At 70.2% G+C, this 14,450-nt stretch carries 21 protein-coding genes and 1 pseudogene; 10 read left to right on the top strand and 12 right to left on the bottom strand.

Annotation, left to right across the window (positions count from 1 at the left end; translation table 11 throughout):
• Positions 1 to 15 precede the first annotated feature (15 nt).
• From AB0873_RS09830 to AB0873_RS09845, 4 genes are all read left to right on the top strand, one after another.
• A complete protein-coding gene (locus AB0873_RS09830) occupies positions 16 to 258 on the top strand; it encodes a hypothetical protein (RefSeq protein WP_366599287.1) in 243 nt (80 codons plus the stop codon).
• A complete protein-coding gene (locus AB0873_RS09835) occupies positions 252 to 479 on the top strand; it encodes a helix-turn-helix transcriptional regulator (RefSeq protein ID WP_155332375.1) in 228 nt (75 codons plus the stop codon). The genes AB0873_RS09830 and AB0873_RS09835 overlap by 7 nt, the downstream gene beginning before the upstream one ends.
• Complete coding sequence (locus AB0873_RS09840) at positions 476 to 1,453, top strand: NAD(P)-dependent alcohol dehydrogenase (RefSeq protein WP_366599289.1); 978 nt, start codon at positions 476 to 478, stop codon at positions 1,451 to 1,453. Before AB0873_RS09835 ends, AB0873_RS09840 begins: the two co-directional genes overlap by 4 nt.
• A gap of 88 nt (positions 1,454 to 1,541) precedes the next feature.
• Positions 1,542 to 1,901: a hypothetical protein gene (locus AB0873_RS09845; RefSeq protein ID WP_155332377.1), complete on the top strand. Its 360-nt coding sequence runs from the start codon at positions 1,542 to 1,544 to the stop codon at positions 1,899 to 1,901.
• Between the two features lie 149 nt (positions 1,902 to 2,050).
• Here the strand turns inward: AB0873_RS09845 and AB0873_RS09850 are convergent, their stop codons facing one another.
• A complete protein-coding gene (locus AB0873_RS09850; protein WP_366599291.1) occupies positions 2,051 to 2,584 on the bottom strand; it encodes a hypothetical protein in 534 nt (177 codons plus the stop codon).
• A gap of 67 nt (positions 2,585 to 2,651) precedes the next feature.
• Positions 2,652 to 2,875: pseudogene (locus tag AB0873_RS09855) on the bottom strand (alpha/beta hydrolase); the annotation flags it as partial.
• 42 nt (positions 2,876 to 2,917) lie between these two features.
• Between AB0873_RS09855 and AB0873_RS09860 the strand changes: the two are divergent.
• Positions 2,918 to 3,430 carry an STM3941 family protein gene (locus tag AB0873_RS09860; protein WP_366599317.1) on the top strand — a complete coding sequence of 171 codons (513 nt, stop codon included), beginning with the start codon at positions 2,918 to 2,920 and terminating at the stop codon, positions 3,428 to 3,430.
• Here AB0873_RS09860 and AB0873_RS09865 read toward each other — a convergent pair.
• Positions 3,412 to 3,708 carry a DUF2716 domain-containing protein gene (locus AB0873_RS09865; RefSeq protein ID WP_366599292.1) on the bottom strand — a complete coding sequence of 99 codons (297 nt, stop codon included), beginning with the start codon at positions 3,706 to 3,708 and terminating at the stop codon, positions 3,412 to 3,414. The two genes, AB0873_RS09860 and AB0873_RS09865, sit on opposite strands and share 19 nt — an antisense overlap.
• A gap of 24 nt (positions 3,709 to 3,732) precedes the next feature.
• Here AB0873_RS09865 and AB0873_RS09870 point away from each other — a divergent pair, with 24 nt between their 5' ends.
• Together AB0873_RS09870 and AB0873_RS09875 are read left to right on the top strand one after the other, a co-directional pair.
• Positions 3,733 to 4,437, top strand: coding sequence for a pentapeptide repeat-containing protein (locus AB0873_RS09870; RefSeq protein WP_366599293.1), 705 nt, complete (start codon positions 3,733 to 3,735; stop codon positions 4,435 to 4,437).
• Positions 4,438 to 4,971: 534 nt separating this feature from the next.
• Positions 4,972 to 5,403, top strand: coding sequence for a RidA family protein (locus tag AB0873_RS09875; protein ID WP_366599294.1), 432 nt, complete (start codon positions 4,972 to 4,974; stop codon positions 5,401 to 5,403).
• Between the two features lie 76 nt (positions 5,404 to 5,479).
• Here AB0873_RS09875 and AB0873_RS09880 read toward each other — a convergent pair whose 3' ends face one another.
• Positions 5,480 to 5,737 carry a DUF6069 family protein gene (locus AB0873_RS09880; RefSeq protein ID WP_366599295.1) on the bottom strand — a complete coding sequence of 86 codons (258 nt, stop codon included), beginning with the start codon at positions 5,735 to 5,737 and terminating at the stop codon, positions 5,480 to 5,482.
• A gap of 67 nt (positions 5,738 to 5,804) precedes the next feature.
• Positions 5,805 to 6,650, bottom strand: a complete 846-nt coding sequence (locus AB0873_RS09885; protein ID WP_366599296.1) for an RNA polymerase subunit sigma-70 — start codon at positions 6,648 to 6,650, stop codon at positions 5,805 to 5,807.
• A gap of 256 nt (positions 6,651 to 6,906) precedes the next feature.
• On the opposite strand from AB0873_RS09885, the gene AB0873_RS09890 reads away from it, so the two are divergent.
• Complete coding sequence (locus tag AB0873_RS09890) at positions 6,907 to 7,446, top strand: GNAT family protein (RefSeq protein ID WP_366599297.1); 540 nt, start codon at positions 6,907 to 6,909, stop codon at positions 7,444 to 7,446.
• Between the two features lie 36 nt (positions 7,447 to 7,482).
• On the opposite strand, the gene AB0873_RS09895 is transcribed toward AB0873_RS09890, so the two are convergent.
• The 4 genes from AB0873_RS09895 to AB0873_RS09910 all read right to left on the bottom strand — a co-directional run bounded on the left by AB0873_RS09895 (position 7,483) and on the right by AB0873_RS09910 (position 10,097).
• Entirely contained in the window at positions 7,483 to 7,908 is a 426-nt protein-coding gene (locus tag AB0873_RS09895) for a VOC family protein (RefSeq protein WP_155332385.1), read from the bottom strand.
• Positions 7,905 to 8,819, bottom strand: a complete 915-nt coding sequence (locus AB0873_RS09900; RefSeq protein WP_366599298.1) for an ArsR family transcriptional regulator — start codon at positions 8,817 to 8,819, stop codon at positions 7,905 to 7,907. The genes AB0873_RS09895 and AB0873_RS09900 overlap by 4 nt, the downstream gene beginning before the upstream one ends.
• A 210-nt stretch (positions 8,820 to 9,029) precedes the next feature.
• Entirely contained in the window at positions 9,030 to 9,602 is a 573-nt protein-coding gene (locus AB0873_RS09905) for a dihydrofolate reductase family protein (protein ID WP_366599299.1), read from the bottom strand.
• A 72-nt stretch (positions 9,603 to 9,674) separates the two neighbouring features.
• Positions 9,675 to 10,097, bottom strand: coding sequence for a MarR family transcriptional regulator (locus tag AB0873_RS09910; protein WP_366599300.1), 423 nt, complete (start codon positions 10,095 to 10,097; stop codon positions 9,675 to 9,677).
• 87 nt (positions 10,098 to 10,184) lie between these two features.
• Between AB0873_RS09910 and AB0873_RS09915 the strand changes: the two genes are divergently transcribed.
• A complete protein-coding gene (locus AB0873_RS09915; protein ID WP_366599301.1) occupies positions 10,185 to 11,183 on the top strand; it encodes an NADP-dependent oxidoreductase in 999 nt (332 codons plus the stop codon).
• Between the two features lie 87 nt (positions 11,184 to 11,270).
• On the opposite strand, the gene AB0873_RS09920 is transcribed toward AB0873_RS09915, so the two are convergent.
• Entirely contained in the window at positions 11,271 to 11,609 is a 339-nt protein-coding gene (locus AB0873_RS09920; protein ID WP_366599302.1) for a helix-turn-helix domain-containing protein, read from the bottom strand.
• Between the two features lie 169 nt (positions 11,610 to 11,778).
• Here AB0873_RS09920 and AB0873_RS09925 point away from each other — a divergent pair, with 169 nt between their 5' ends.
• Positions 11,779 to 12,660: an NAD(P)-binding domain-containing protein gene (locus tag AB0873_RS09925; protein WP_366599303.1), complete on the top strand. Its 882-nt coding sequence runs from the start codon at positions 11,779 to 11,781 to the stop codon at positions 12,658 to 12,660.
• 222 nt (positions 12,661 to 12,882) lie between these two features.
• Here AB0873_RS09925 and AB0873_RS09930 read toward each other — a convergent pair whose 3' ends face one another.
• Together AB0873_RS09930 and AB0873_RS09935 are read right to left on the bottom strand one after the other, a co-directional pair.
• The gene (locus tag AB0873_RS09930; RefSeq protein ID WP_366599304.1) at positions 12,883 to 14,022 is read right to left on the bottom strand and encodes a helix-turn-helix transcriptional regulator; all 1,140 of its coding nucleotides are present in this window, start codon (positions 14,020 to 14,022) and stop codon (positions 12,883 to 12,885) included.
• Positions 14,009 to 14,176: a hypothetical protein gene (locus AB0873_RS09935; protein ID WP_366599305.1), complete on the bottom strand. Its 168-nt coding sequence runs from the start codon at positions 14,174 to 14,176 to the stop codon at positions 14,009 to 14,011. Before AB0873_RS09935 ends, AB0873_RS09930 begins: the two co-directional genes overlap by 14 nt.
• Positions 14,177 to 14,450 lie beyond the last annotated feature (274 nt).

Below are 14,450 nucleotides of genomic sequence, written 5' to 3' on the forward strand. Positions count from 1 at the left end.
ACATGGGAGTCGGTCATGACGCACGACGAGAAACGCGCCTGGACCATGCTGGTCGTCAGCGCAGTCGGGTACGCCGTCTACGTGGCCGTCGTCCTGAGCCGGGTCGACGGCGGGCCGCTCGCCGCCACCCCCAACGCCGGCGTTCTGCTGTGGACGGTCGGCGGCGCCATCGTCGCGAACATCGTGGCCGAGATCGGGATGGGCGTGGTGAACCCCCGGGCGTCCCGCGCCAAGGACGTGCGCGTCCCGCAGTGGTGAAGCCGACCCGCGTCACGAACAGCATCCGCGCACTGCGCTTCGCGCACGACGAGATGACCCAGGCCGAGCTCGCCGAGCGGATCGGCGTGACCCGGCAGACCGTCATCGCCATCGAGCAGGGCCGCTACTCGCCCTCGCTGGAGATGGCGTTCCGGATCGCCCACGTGTTCGACGTGCGGCTCGACGACGTGTTCCAGTACCCCGAGGAGGCGGCACCGTGAAGGCCATCGTCCAGGACACCTACGGCCCGGCGGACGTGCTCCGACTCCGCGACGTCGACCGGCCGACCATCGGCGACGGGGACGTCCTCGTCCAGGTCCGCGCGGCCGGGGTCGACCCCGGGGTGTGGATCTTCATGACCGGCCGCCCCTACCTGGCGCGGCTGGCCAGCGGGTTGCGCCGGCCCCGGGTGCCGGTGCGCGGCCGGGACCTGGCCGGGGTGGTGACCGCGGTCGGCGCCCGGGTGACCCGGTTCCGGCCGGGCGACGAGGTGTACGGCACCTCCCTGCGCGGCTCGTACGCCGAGTTCACCAGCACGCCGGAGCGGCGGCTGGCCCGCAAGCCGGCCAACCTGTCGTTCGCGCAGGCCGCCGCGGTGCCCGTCTCCGGGATGACGGCGCTGCGCGCGGTCCGCGACAGCGGCGAGGTGCGCCCGGGGCACCGGGTGCTGGTGATCGGCGCGTCGGGCGGCGTCGGGTCCCACGCCGTGCAGATCGCCAAGGCGTACGGCGCGACAGTGACCGGCGTCTGCGCCCCGGCCAGGGCCGACGTCGTACGCTCCCTCGGCGCCGACGACGTCCTCGACTACACGCGCGAGGAGATCGACCGTGACGGCCCGGTCTACGACGTGGTCATCGACACCGGCGGTGACCGGCCATTCTCACTCCTGCGCCGTGCCCTCACCCCGCGCGGGACGCTGGCGCTGGTCGGCGGCGCGTACACCAAGGGCCCGCTGCTCAGTGGCTACGACCGGCAGATGGTCCGCGCGCCGCTGCTGTCCCTCTTCGTCGGCCAGCGGCTGCGCAGCGTGAGCGCCATGGAGCGGACCGAGGACCTGGACACGCTGCGGGAGCTCATCGAAGCCGGTGCACTGACCCCGGCGGTCGACCGCACCTATCCCCTCGCCGAGGCAGCGCACGCCATCCGGCACCTCAGGGAGGGGCACCCGGCCGGGAAGGTCGTCGTCACCATCTGACCTGCTGGTCGTCGCCGGCCTGGTGCGGCCCGGAAGCCCCACACCGCCGCGCTGATCAGCGCTGCCCGACGCGCCGCTACGCTGAGGCATGCTCGAGGCCGGTAGCCGCATGCGTAACCAGCCGCCCCCACCGGCCGCCGTCTTCGAGGCACTCACCACGCCCGACCGCGATCCACGGCGTCCCTGGCTGCGGCTGCTCGACGACGAACAGGCACCCCGGGTCCTACGCGCCGAGCACCCGCACCTGGTCGTCTGGTCGTCGCTGTGGCCACGGCGGCCAGACGCCGAGGTGCATTTCCACCTGGCGTTCGACGGAATCTACGGAACCCAGCTGCGCTGGACGCTCCTGGTCGTCGAGCCGCTACCGGACCCGTCGCTCCTCGGTCACCTGCGCAAGCGCCTCAACTTCCTGATCAACGAGAACCTGCGTTCCACGTTCGGCCAGTAGGCCAACCATCCCCGACACGGCACGCCCACCGGGTCAGGCCGACCACCGTCGCCAGGCGCGCCACGCCCGCCGGCGCAGTTGCGGTCCGTTGGGGTCGCACCGGGGTCAGCTCCCCGACGGGTGATGGTTCTCGCTGAGTGGCGGCTGGCTCAGGCGTTGGCAGGGTCCTCTCCGGCTGCGGGCAGGTAGCAGTCGCTGGCCAGGATCAAGGCGATGCTGTCTCGGCTCCTCGTGGTGGTGAGGCTGACCGTGATCCCTGTTCCGGGGTCCCGCATGGAGACTGCGCCTCGGGTGCCGTCGGCGAAGATGCGGTCTTCGGTCACTTCGTAGCCTTGCCGCCGCCACATGTCTCGGATCCGGTGCAGCGTGGTGATCTGGTCGGCTGGGGCGACGGGTATCCCGGCGAAGCCGCTCAACGTCCAGCGGCCGTCGTCGGCGATCTCGCCTCGCTGGCCTACGCAGGGCGAGGTGTTGGTCCGCCAGTCATTCAGCGGGATGCCGACGGTGGTGGCGACGGCCTGAGCACGAGCCTCGGCCAGGCCTTTCACCTCGGCGGTGGCTCTGGTCTGCAAGGGGTCGTCCTTTCCGCGCGAGATGCCGCCACTGGTGCAGGCGGTGAGGATCATCAGTACGGCTGTGAGGGCGGCAGCATGCCGCCAAGCCGCCCGGTGGTGGAGGGTCATGGCGTTTCCCCGTGGTCGAGTACGGCCAGAACGGGCCAACGATAGGCAGGCCGGTGAGCCAGGTGGCGTGCTCCTCGGGCCGGGCGACCAAGGTGTCGTCGGCTGCGGCTCCGGCCCACACCTGTGTCTCGCTGGCGTCGTCGACGCGCATGCCGGGGCTGCCGACGGCGATCATGTCGTCTGCGGCGAGGCCGTCACCGGTGCTGGCCGCCTCTACCAGGACGGTCGAGCCGTGACTGTGCCCGAGGACGGTGACGTGGGAGGCGTGCCGTCGTGGGCGGCGCGAAGTCCGCACGTGACGGCGTCATGGTTGGACGGCAGTACGCTCTCGTCGTGGAAACGGTCCGCGTTTACGCTTCCCGATCGACGCTGCTGCTTCTGTTGCTCGCCTCCGCCGCCTTCGTGTTAGCGAGTCTGTGGATCATTGATGCCTCGCTCGGTGGATTCGTCGGCATTGTCGTCGCGGTGGTCGGCATTGCGTTCTTCGGCCTGGCCGGCGTCTATTTCCTCCTCGAACTGGCCTATCGGCGACCGACCCTGCAGGTCGACGCGGAGGGCATCACCGACCGGGCGTCATTGGCCTCGGCTGGCCGGCTCGGTTGGCGCGAGATCGGCCTCGTGAAGATCCACTCCGTCGGGAGGCAACGAATGCTGGCGGTCCTGCCGCATGACCCGAATGCGGTGATTGCCCGAGCCGGGTTCGTCCGCCGCGCCCTCCTGCGGATGAACTATGCATCCGGCTTCCCGCCGGTCAACGTGCCAGAGTCCGCCCTGCCGTACTCGCTGGAGGCGCTCATCGACGAGATGCGCCGGCATAACCCCGAGCTTCAGGCGTCCACCCATTGACCACGCCACCGCGACGCAGGCAACGTACAGACCTCCCACCACGAGCCCGGTAGCGATCGGCGAACGGCGGCGATCGCGTCGAGCAGCTCAGCACCGAAGATGCACAGCGACGACTCCCACGGATGTCCGAAGGAGCCGAACCGGAAGTCCTCCGACAGGTGGATGTGATAGTCCCCGTCGGGATACGGCGACAACGGCCAGCCTGGCCGCCCTGGCGGGTCAAGAAGCTCCAGGATACGGCAGCGCGGGTGGTGCGGCGTGTGCCAGGCGGTGGACACGACGCCCGCGGCTAGAGTGCGCGGATGGCTGCGCGGACGTCTCGTGGTAGTGGTTCGGGTGTCGCCCGCTATCGGGTGCCGGCGAAGCCGAGACCGCCGGCCTCGCTGCAACGTGCTACAGCCGAAGAGCACAGGTTTGAGCCCGAATCGACGTTCCGACGGCTGGCATTCGTCGATCTCGACCTGTCCGGGCAGGCGGCCGACGGAGTGGAACTCGCGCAGTGCCGATTCAAGGGCGCGGACCTCAGCGGTGTCCAGCTCGACGGGGCAACCATCACCGACTGCCTGTTCGAGAGTACGAACCTGGCGAACCTGCGGGCGGAGAAGTCGTCCATGATCCGGAGTCGACTATCGACGCTTCGGATGACGGGCGTGCACTGGATCAACGGGGCGTTGCGCGACGTGACGGTGTCCGAGTGCCGGCTGGACCTGTCGTCGTTCCGGTTCACCAACTTCACCGACGTCACCTTTGACGACTGCAACCTGACCCGGGCGGACTTCCAGAACGCGGACCTGACCGGCGTGCGCTTCACCCACTGCGACCTGACCGGCGCCCAGTTCTCCCAAGCGACGATGAACGGCACCCGCTTCGCCAACTGCCTGCTCTCCGGGATCGGCGGAGTGACCAGCATGGCAGGAGCAGCCATCGCCCACCAAGACCTCGCGGCGTTGTCCTACACGCTGGCGGGCGCGCTCGGGATCCACATCGAGGACGCCGCCAGCGAATAGGCCGTCGGCCGCAGGTGCCGGGGCCGCTCACTCGCGGGTCCAACTTGACAACTTCGGTCTTCTCCGGGAGGTCACGCCACACCGCTCGACTGCATCACCGCAGGCCAGAGCCCTCTGCCCTGCCCAAACTCGGTGAGCACTTCGGGCGCGGTGACCACTTCGCCAACCTGCGCCCAATCTGCTTCACTTGCAAGGCAAAGGCATCCAGCTGCTCCTTGCCGCCGCGACCCGCGCGAACTCCCCCACCAGCCAACATAGAGCGCGGTCGACTGCTGCCCAAAACCGTGGAGCACTCCGTGTGAACGCCGATCCCGCCCTGCATCAAATTCGCACCGCCCGTCCAACCCCTCGGAACGTCCTCGGCCGAGTGCTCCGGCATCGGCCAGTTCGTGATGAACGCATCCTCCGGCCAGCCCGGCAGCACCTCGCGGGTCAGCGTCGCAATGACGATTAGTCATGTTCCAAGCACCGTGGGCAACTAAGGTCGGTCGTTGACAGTGGACGCCACAGCAGATGCAGAGGGGCGAGAGCGACATGGCCGGTGACATTCGTGCGGGGGAGATCGACGAGCTGACGTTCATCAACCCGAAGGGGCTCTACGATCCTCGGCCGAACGCGTACTCGCATCTGGCGGTCTTCCCGGCCGGCTGGCGGATGATCCTTCCGGCGGGGCAGGGCGGCGAGACCGAGGACGGCGTCCTGTCGGAGGACTTCGGGACGCAGGTCCGGCAGGCGCTGTCGAACACGGAGACCGTGCTCGCCGCCGCCGGCGCCAGCATCTCGGACGTGGCGAAGTTCAATCTCCTCATCGTCGACCACGACGAGGAGAAGTTCGGGGTGGTGAAACAGGAGTTCGGTCGCGTGTGGGGTGACCGCAAGCCGGCCTGGACCCTGATCCCGGTGCCGGCGCTGGCGCTGCCCGGCATGCTGGTGGAGATCGACGTCATCGCTGTCGTGCCGCGGTGAGGAACCGCCGCCGACTCTACGTCGGAGGTCACTCCAGCACGCCTGACGGCGCGCGCGTCGTCCGGTAGCGGAACCGTCAATCGGTCCGGGCGCGGAGGCTCCGCGCCAGGGCGGGGATCATCACCGCCGCAGCGACGAGGTGCAGCCCGATCAGGGCGGTGACGGTGACGGCGTCAGCCCCGAAGAGGATGGGCGGGACCAGCGAGATCGCCGTCAGCGACACCGCCGCCCACACGAACCGCTCGGCGGGGCGAGCGCTCCACCGACGAAGAGCGACCGCGATGACGATGCCCACGACCGAGAAGAAGCCGGTCACCACGGCGATCCCGGGCACCGGGATCGTCTGGCTGCTGTTGGTGACCGCGAAGCCGACGCCGACAGCCTGGTGTCATCCATGCTGTTCATGCCGTGCCGTCCGCCGGCAGGCGCTCCGGCAGCCCGAGCCGCGGGAACCGGTCGTCGTGGAACGTGACGATCTCGGTGATCTTCCCGCCGGTGACGCGCAGGACGTCGATCGCCAGCGGCAGGTACGCGCCCTCCCGCTCCCGCCAATGGTAGAAGGCGACGGCGGGCTGCCGGTTCACGAAGGTGGGAATGCCGCGCAGGCCCGTCATGCCCTCGAAGCCGCCCTCGACCCAGTCGTTCACCACCGCGTCGCGGCCGACGTACACGCCCGGCGTGGGCGGCATCGAGCTGCGTACGTCGTCGCGCAGCATCGCGGCGAGCGTCGGCACGTCCGTGGCCACGCTGGCCTCGGTGTAGCGGCGTACCAGCTCGCGGGTGCCGGTGTCCTCCTCGCCGCCGGTCCAGTCCTGCCGCTCGGCGGGCAGGTGCTCCCGCATGCCGGCGCGGGCCCGCTGCAGCGCGCTGTTCACGGAGTTGACCGAGTCGCCGAGGAGTTCCGCGACGTCCTTCGCCGGCCAGCCGAGCACGTCCCGCAGGATCAGCACGGCCCGCGGGCGCGGCGCGAGGTGCTGCACCGCGATGAGGTACGCCAGCTCGATCGTCTCCCGCGCTACGGCGACGGCCTCCGGCTCGTCCGCGTCGCCCGCGGGCAACTCGTCGAGCAGCCGGTCCGGGTAGGGCTGCAACCACCGCACCTCACCGCCGGTCGCCGGCTCCGGGCGGACCTTGGCCAGCAGGTCCAGGCAGGCGTTGGTGGCGATCCGGTACAGCCAGGCCCGGAACGTCGACCGCCCCGCGAAGGTCTCCCGCCGCCGCCAGGCGCGCAGGAACGTCTCCTGCACGGTGTCTCGGCGTCCTCGAACGACCCGAGCATCCGGTAGCAGTGCACGTGCAGCTCCCGCCGGTGCCGCTCCGCCAGCCCCGAGAACGCCCGCTCGTCGACCTCGCCCAGCTCCCGCAGCTCTGCAGCCATCCCGTCATCCTTCCGCCTCGTGGTGTCCCGTCCTACGTATGACGGCCACGGGCCCGACAACTCATCACCGCCTGCCCGGCATTAACCGGTCGATGGTCGTCCCGGTCGGCTGTTAGCGTCGTGCCGTGTTCGCCACCGAACGGGTCCGGCTGCGCCCACCCACGCCCGACGACGCGCCGAACCTGTTCCGCCTGAAGAGCGATCCCGAGCTGCACCTGATCACCGACGGCGAGCCGTTCCTGCCGCGCCACGTCGGCCAGCTCCGGGCGTGGCTGGAGAAGCAGGTCACCCAGCCGCCCGACGGCCAGTCGCCGATGCTGCTGCTGGCCGAGACGGTGGCCGACGGCACCTTCCTGGGTCGCGGCGTGCTGTGGGGAATCAACGCGTTCAACGGGCACGCCCATCTCGGCATCGCCCTGGTTCCCGAAGCGCGCGGCCAGGGGTACGGGACCGAGGTGATCCGGCTGCTCTGCCGGTACGGCTTCCGCAACCGCAACCTGCGCCGGCTGGAACTGGAGACGCTGGCCAGTAACACGGCCATGCGGCGGACGGCGGAGGCGTGCGGTTTCACGCACGAGGGCACCCAGCGGGAGCGCGAGTACGACGGCGACGGCTTCGCCGACTTCGTGCTCTACGGCCTGCTCCGGCGCGACTGGAAGCCGTAGCCACGACAAACGCTGCCGGACCGAGCGGTATGACTGTCAGGCATAAATATTCCTGACGGTCATATCGGTGGCAGGACAACTTTCTGTCGCCCGGCAAGGACAGTGAGGGGAACAGGTCGCCACCGGCGCCAGCAGCGCGAGGACTCCGGGGACGCCGGCCAGGACGTCGCTACGGAACGACAACCCGGCACCTCGTAGTCGATCGATCTCGGCGTCCAGGTCGTCGACAGTGAGGTGGATGCGGTTGCGTCCGGCGGTGGTGGCGTCGTCGGGCGTGGCGCGGGCGCCGGAACTTTTTGGGCCGGAGACCAGCAGCCGCAGCGGGCCGCGCACCACGTCCGCGAAGGCCGGCGCGGCACTGGTGTTCAGGACGAAGCCGAGATGGGTGGTGTAGAAGTCGACGGCCGTCTGCACGTCGTCGACGATGTAGCGGACACTGGCGTACCGTTCGGAGGCTGTCACGGCTGGATCTCCTTCAGGATCGGATGGCGCTGAGGACGGGCAGCAGGTGCCGGACGCGGGTCGCGATGACAGCCGCGGTGCGCCGGAAGGCGAGGTAGCCGGCCTGATCGGTGCCCGCCGGTGGCGGCGGGGTCGGGAATGCTCCAGTGCGCCCGCCGGGGCTGATCCGGGAAGTCGGGGCACGCCTCGCGGGCTTTGTCGCAGAGACTGATGACGTAGTCGAACCGTCGACCGGACAGGGTGTCCCAGTGCCGGGGGCTCTGGGCGGTGATGTCGATGTCGAACTCCTCGCGGAGCACCCGTACGGCGTCGGCGTGCAGGTGGGGCTTGGGCTGGCTACCGGCGCTTGCCGTCTCGACCTGGCCGTCGGTGTAGTGACGTAGCAGGGATTCGGCGATCGGCGAGCGGGCGCTGTTGCCGGTGCACAGGAACAGCACGCCGATGCGGGGCGAGCGAGACAGATCCGCCGGTGGCACATCTGGCGCGACGCGCTCCCGGCGCAGCGCAGGGTGCAGGGCCACCCCGGTAGCGGCGAGTGCGTCCGCGCAGCGGTCCAGGTCCAGTTGGTAGTAGCTGTCGCGGCCGTCGAAGCTGCTGCGGGCGGCCGTGACCAGCCCCGCGTCGCGCAACAGCCGCAGGTGGTACGAGACCAGGTTCTGCGGCTCGCCCACCAGCGTCACCAACTCCCGGACCCGGTAATCGCTGGCCGCGAGCTCGGTCAACAGCCGCCAGCGCAGCGGATGGGCGGCCAGTCGCGCCACGCCGGCCGGCGCCGGGTGGCCCTGGGCGACCACCGTACGCGCCAGAGGCCGGCACCGGACCTCGGCCGGCGCGACGGCGTCCGCTTCGACCAGCGCGCGGGCCGCCCCGCGCAGGTAACCCAGCTGGAGGTACGCCCGCGCGACATCCACCAGGTACGCGGCCCGATACTCGGCCGGCAGCCGCCGCCACCGCCTCCCGCTGCGTGACCTTCACATGCCGGTGTGCACCGCTCCTCCGGCGTCCCTCAGCTCGACCGCCACCACCACCCGAGCCAGCTCGACGGCGGCCGGCTCGAAGCCGGTCCGATGGGGATCGGCGCCCGCCCTGACTGCGTGGCCCTCGGCAAGTGCCAGGACTAATCACGTCAAGCCGTTACTCGCGGGCCGGTATCGCAGGGCGACCGCCCCCGACCGGAACGCTTGGCGATCCACGAGCTCGAGCTGGATGCGCTCGCGCAGACCGGCGAGCAACGTCGGCCCGTGTCCGGCAAGGACCGGCTGCACAAGGAACGCGTACTCGTCGATCAGTCCCAGATCTGCCAACGCCAGAGGCAGCGTCACGCCACCCACGAACAGGCCTTCGCCTGGCTCCTGCTTGAGCCGCTGAACCGCTTGCCCCAGGTCGCCTCGCACCAGCTCGGCATTCCAATCGACCCCGCTCAGCGTGCTCGACACGACGTACTTCTTCGCCCGGTCGATGGTCTCGGCGAACGGGATCTGCCACTCATCCATCCAGTCAGGCCACGTGCCCGTGGCCGGCTGCCGCCACGCCGACTCCATCATCTCGTAGGTCACCCGGCCGAACAGCAGGGCGTCGGCTCGCTCCATCTCAGCGGTCCAGTAGCGCATCGACTCCTCGTCCGGGGGGAGCCCTGCCTCGTGATGGCAGCAGCCGTCGAGGGTGACGTTGATCGAGTATCGAAGTGGTCTCATCTCGTTGCTCTCCCCTGATGCGCGCAGCGCATCATTGCTCTCGGCTACGGCGTGGCCGGCTCCTACCGGCGGTCAGCCCAGTGCTTTGCGCAGCAGCGCCGTCAACTGGTCCTGTTCGTCGGGGGAGAGTCGTCCGACCGCTGTGCGGGCGAAGGTGAAGGCCGTCGCGAACCGCTGGTTGATCTCGTTTCCCCGAGGGGTTCGCGCGACCAGTCGTGCGCGGCGGTCCCGGGGATCCGGTTCGCGGGCCACGAGGCCGAGCGCTTCGAGACGCGCGACGATCTGGGTGATGTTGGAGGCATCGCAGCCGAGTTCCTCGGCCAGTGCGCCCATGCCGCGTCGCTCGTCGAGTCGCCCCAGCACACATGCCTGCGCCGGGCTGAGCGACAACTCGGCCGCGGCCGCCTCGTAGGCGCGGTCGTAGACGTCGACCAGGTCGAACATGGCAGCCTCGGCCTCGGACGAGGTGGTTGCGGGTCGGTTCGACAGTGCCACGGCTCCCAGCCTAGAACAGTTACTTGATTCGCTCAACTAGTCGTGGTCGAATGGTCCTTGATTCACTCAAGTAACTGAGGAGGGCGGATGGACAGCAGAGCCGAGCGCACCGCGAGCGGCACGATCGTGGAGCCGCAGATGAACGCGATCGTCCTTGACCGGTTCGGCGGCGTCGACGAACTCTCGTCGCGCCGGATGCCGCTCCCCGAGGTCGGGGACCACGACGTCCTCATCCGGGTGGAGTTCGCCGGGGTCGGGTCCTGGGACGCGGTCGAGCGGGAGGGGCACTACGACGGCGCCTTCGGCATCGCGTCGACCTTCCCCTACGTCCTCGGCTGGGACGCGGCGGGCACGGTGGCCGCGGTCGGGCGCGACGTCACCCGGTTCGACGTGGGTGACCGTGTCTACGCGGCGTCGATGCCGCTGCCGCGTGGCGGCTTCTACGCCGAGTACGGCGTCGTCGAGGCGGAGTTCGTGGCGCGCGTGCCCGACCGGATGCCAACCGAACAGGCCGGCCCGATGGCGTGGGATGCCCTGACCGCACTGAGCGGTCTCGACCTGCTCGCCCTGCGGCCGGGCCAGACACTCATGGTCTTCGGAGCCAGCGGGGGTATCGGGCACATGGCCGTGCAGCTGGCGCGGCACAGCGGCATCCGGGTGTTGGCCGTGGCCTCCGGGGACGACGGTGTCGCCCTGGCCCGGCGGCTGGGCGCCGACCACGCCGTCGACGGTCGCAGGGACGATGTGTTGGCTGCGGCATCCGAGTTCGCGCCGGACGGGCTCGACGCCGCGCTGGTCACCGTGGGAGGCGAGACCGCCGAACGTTCCCTTGGCGCGATCAAGAGCTCGGGGCGGATCGCCTGGCCGAACGGCGTCCTGCCGGTGCCGGTGACGCCGCCGGGCGCGACGGTGTCCTCTTACGACGGGGATCGAAGCCGCGCCGCCACCGATCGGCTGAACGCGATCATCGAGGCGAGCACCTTCGAAGTCCACGTCGCCCGGACCTTCCCGTTCGAGCGGGTCAAGGATGCGCATCGCGCCCTGAATGATCACTATGTCGGGAAGCTCGCCCTCAAGGTCGGATAGGAGGCGGCGAACGGCCCGAAGCTCCGGCGGATCACCGGGTAAGGCCGACCAGCCCCGCCAGGCGTGGCGCGCCTCGTCGTCGGCCGACTAACGCGGTCGGTTGGTGGTGATGCGCGCCATGTGCCGCTCGCCCCAGTCGCCGAGGGGGACGAGTGCCCGGTTGAGCGAGGCACCGAATTCGGTGAGCGAGTATTCCACCTTGGGTGGCACCTGTCGGTAAACCTCGCGGTGTACGAGCTCGTCAGCCTGCAGCTCGCGCAGCTGCTGGATGAGCATCTTCTCGCTCACTCCGGGCAGCCCCCGACGCAGCTCGGCGAAGCGTCGGGGCCCCGCGTGCAGCTCCCACAGGATCAGGGCCTTCCACTTGCCGCCGACCACATCGACTGCCGCGTCCAGACCGCAACTGTACGGCCCGCGTCCTGCCATCTCACTTACCTTTCGGTGAGTACCGCACTTCGAAGTAGGTACTTGTCGACACTACCGCTGTTCGTGAGGCTGGACGGGACGCTCCCGCCCACGACAGGCAGTCCCGCTCGTAGGCGGCAGCGCCTTGATGCCGATCGAACATCCACCGTTGTGGAGAGGATGGACACGAATGTCAGAGCCGAATCCGACCGTCGCCGTGCTCGGCCAGGGCCCGATGGGAGCCGCACTGACGCACGCCCTGCTCAAGGCGAAGGTTCCGACGACCGTCTGGAACCGAACGCGCCAACGGGCCGAAGCACAGGCAGCCGCTGGAGCCCGCATAGCGCCGAGCGCAGAGGCCGCCGTCCGCGCCGCGGACCTTGTCATCGGCGTGCTGAGAGACGGCAACGCGACACGAGCGGTACTCGAGCCGATCCCCGGAGACGCCTTCAGGGGACGCGCCATCGTCAATTTCGCCACGTCAACCCCGGGCGAGGCACGCCGAATGGCCGAATGGGCGGCCGAGCGCAGGACGTCGTGGCTGAGCGGCGCCATCATGGTCCCCACTCCGCTCGTGGGAGCGCCGGACGCGCTGTTCCTCTACAGCGGCGAACGGGCGCTGTTCGACGCTCATGCCGACGTGCTGGCGGTCCTCGGAGGCGACGCACGGCACGTCGGCACCGACCACGGGCTGGCCTCGCTGCTCGACACCGGCATGCTCGAGGTGTTCTTCGCCGGCATGACGGGATTCCTGCATGCGACGGCCATGGTCACCGGTCAAGGGCTCAAGGCTACTGATTTTCTCCCGTTCGCCGAGGTCATGATCAACATCCTGCCGGCGTCCTTGGCCGGGCTGGCCCGAGACGTCGACGCCGGGACGTACCCGGGAACCGAGGACAACCTCACCATGGAGCTGGCAGCCCTCGGCCACATCGTCGACACGAGTGACGACCTCGGTCTGGACGGCAGATTCCCGCGGGTCATGCGCGACCTGGCAGCCGCCGCCGTCGACAGTGGCCACGGTGGCGACGGCTGGTCCCGAATCATCGAGCAGCTACGGAAGCCGGCTTAGTGATCCCACGTCACGCTGGACGCTCCTGGTAGCCGAACGGCTGCCCGACCCGTCGCTGCTCGGGCACCTGCGCAAGCGCCTCAACTTTCTGATCAACGAGAACCTGCGGTCCACTTTCGGCCAGTAGGCCGGCCCGTCCGACGCGGCGGCCGTTATCCGGTCAGCGATGAGTTCCGCCGTCCCAACCGGTCAACCAGCCGCATCGGGCGACCGCGACGATGTCTACCGGGTCAGGCCGACCAGCGTCGCCAGGCGCGCCACGCCGGCCGGCGCCGGGTGGCCGCGGGCGACCTCGGCGATCACCGTACGCGCCGACGGCCGGCACCGGACCTCGGCCGGCGCGACGGCGTCGGCCTCGACCAGCGCACGGGCCGCCCCGCGCAGGTCACCAATCTGGAGGTACGCCCGTGCGACGTCCACCAGGTACGCGGCCCGGTGCTCGGCCGGCAGCCGCCGCCACGCCTCCCGCTGCATAACCGTCGCGTGCCGCTGCACCGCTCCCCCGCCGTCCCCCAGCTCGACCGCCACCACCACCCGCGCCAGCTCGACGGCAGCCGGCCCGAAGCCGGTCCGATGGGGATCGTCACCGGCCCGGACCTGGGCGGCTATCCCGGCGGCGCGCGCGGTCAGCTCCTCGGCCCGGCGGGCGTCGCCGCAGCCGGCGGCGGCCAGGGCGGCCTGGAGCAGCAGCGTCCCGTGCACGGCCTGCGCCTGCGTCGGCGCGAGGCGGCTCGCGGCGGCGAGCGTCGCGGCGCGGGCCAACCGGTGCCGGCCCAGCGCGCGCAGCGCCGCCCCGATCGACACGGCCGCCGTCGCGACCCGGACCGGATCGCCGCCCGCCGCGGCAATCGCCCGGTCGGCGGCCAGCCAGGCGAGGTCGGCCTCGCCGAGCTTCACCAGCAGCGAGGAGGTGATCCGGTACGCCGGCACGAGCAGCCCCGGCTCTGCGCTCCGGGTGGCGTCGAGCAGCCCCGGCAGCACCCGCACGAGCTGCGCGTAGTGCGCGTGCTGGTAGGTCAACCAGGCGTGCTCGACGTGCCGTCGGACCTCGTCCGTCGGCTTCGGTGGCGTGTGGTCGTAGCGGGCGAGCGCGGCCCGGATCCCGTCCACCCCGTCCAGCGCCTGCGGTGTGGCCGGTGCCGGCGGGCGGTGCTGGCCGAGCAGCGCCATCGGGTCGACGCGCAGCACCTCGGCGATCTCCTGGATCAGCGGGTACCGGTCCAGCGTGCGGACACCCCGCTCCACCTTGTCCACCCAGCTCTTCGACCGGCCGAGTCGGTCGGCGAGCATCTGCTGGGTCATCCGCCGCCGTACCCGCCAGCGCGCCACCCGACGACCGATCGGCAGGTCATCGGTGGTCACTGCGCCACCGCCGGTCCGGCACCGCTCGGGTGGTGTCCTCAACGGGTACGCGCTCCGCCTCGGCCTGCTCCAATAAGCGTTGCTTGGCAGCCTCGCGTTCAGCCCTTTCGACCTGCTCGCCTCGGTTCACCGACTCGTCGTCCCGGCGCTGCATGCCACCTCCATCGAGCCCGTCTGCCTCTTTCCTTCGCGGAGCAGAGGCGTGGATGCCCGATCGCGAGGGCTGCGTCGGACATCCACGCCGGCGAGGACGGCCCGACAGCGCCAACCGAGGGGAACGGCCTCCTCGGCAACCTCCCATAGGTACCGTTGGGTAGTCAAGGGCTGACTTAGTACTCCAACGTCATTTGGCCTGTCTGCGCTGGTAGTGGGATCGGCGGGCGCGGGCTTGGGATGTTCGTCGCCAGATCGACCAGTGCAGGATGTGC

Source organism: Micromonospora sp. NPDC047707 (assembly GCF_040704235.1).
Classification (GTDB): domain Bacteria; phylum Actinomycetota; class Actinomycetes; order Mycobacteriales; family Micromonosporaceae; genus Micromonospora.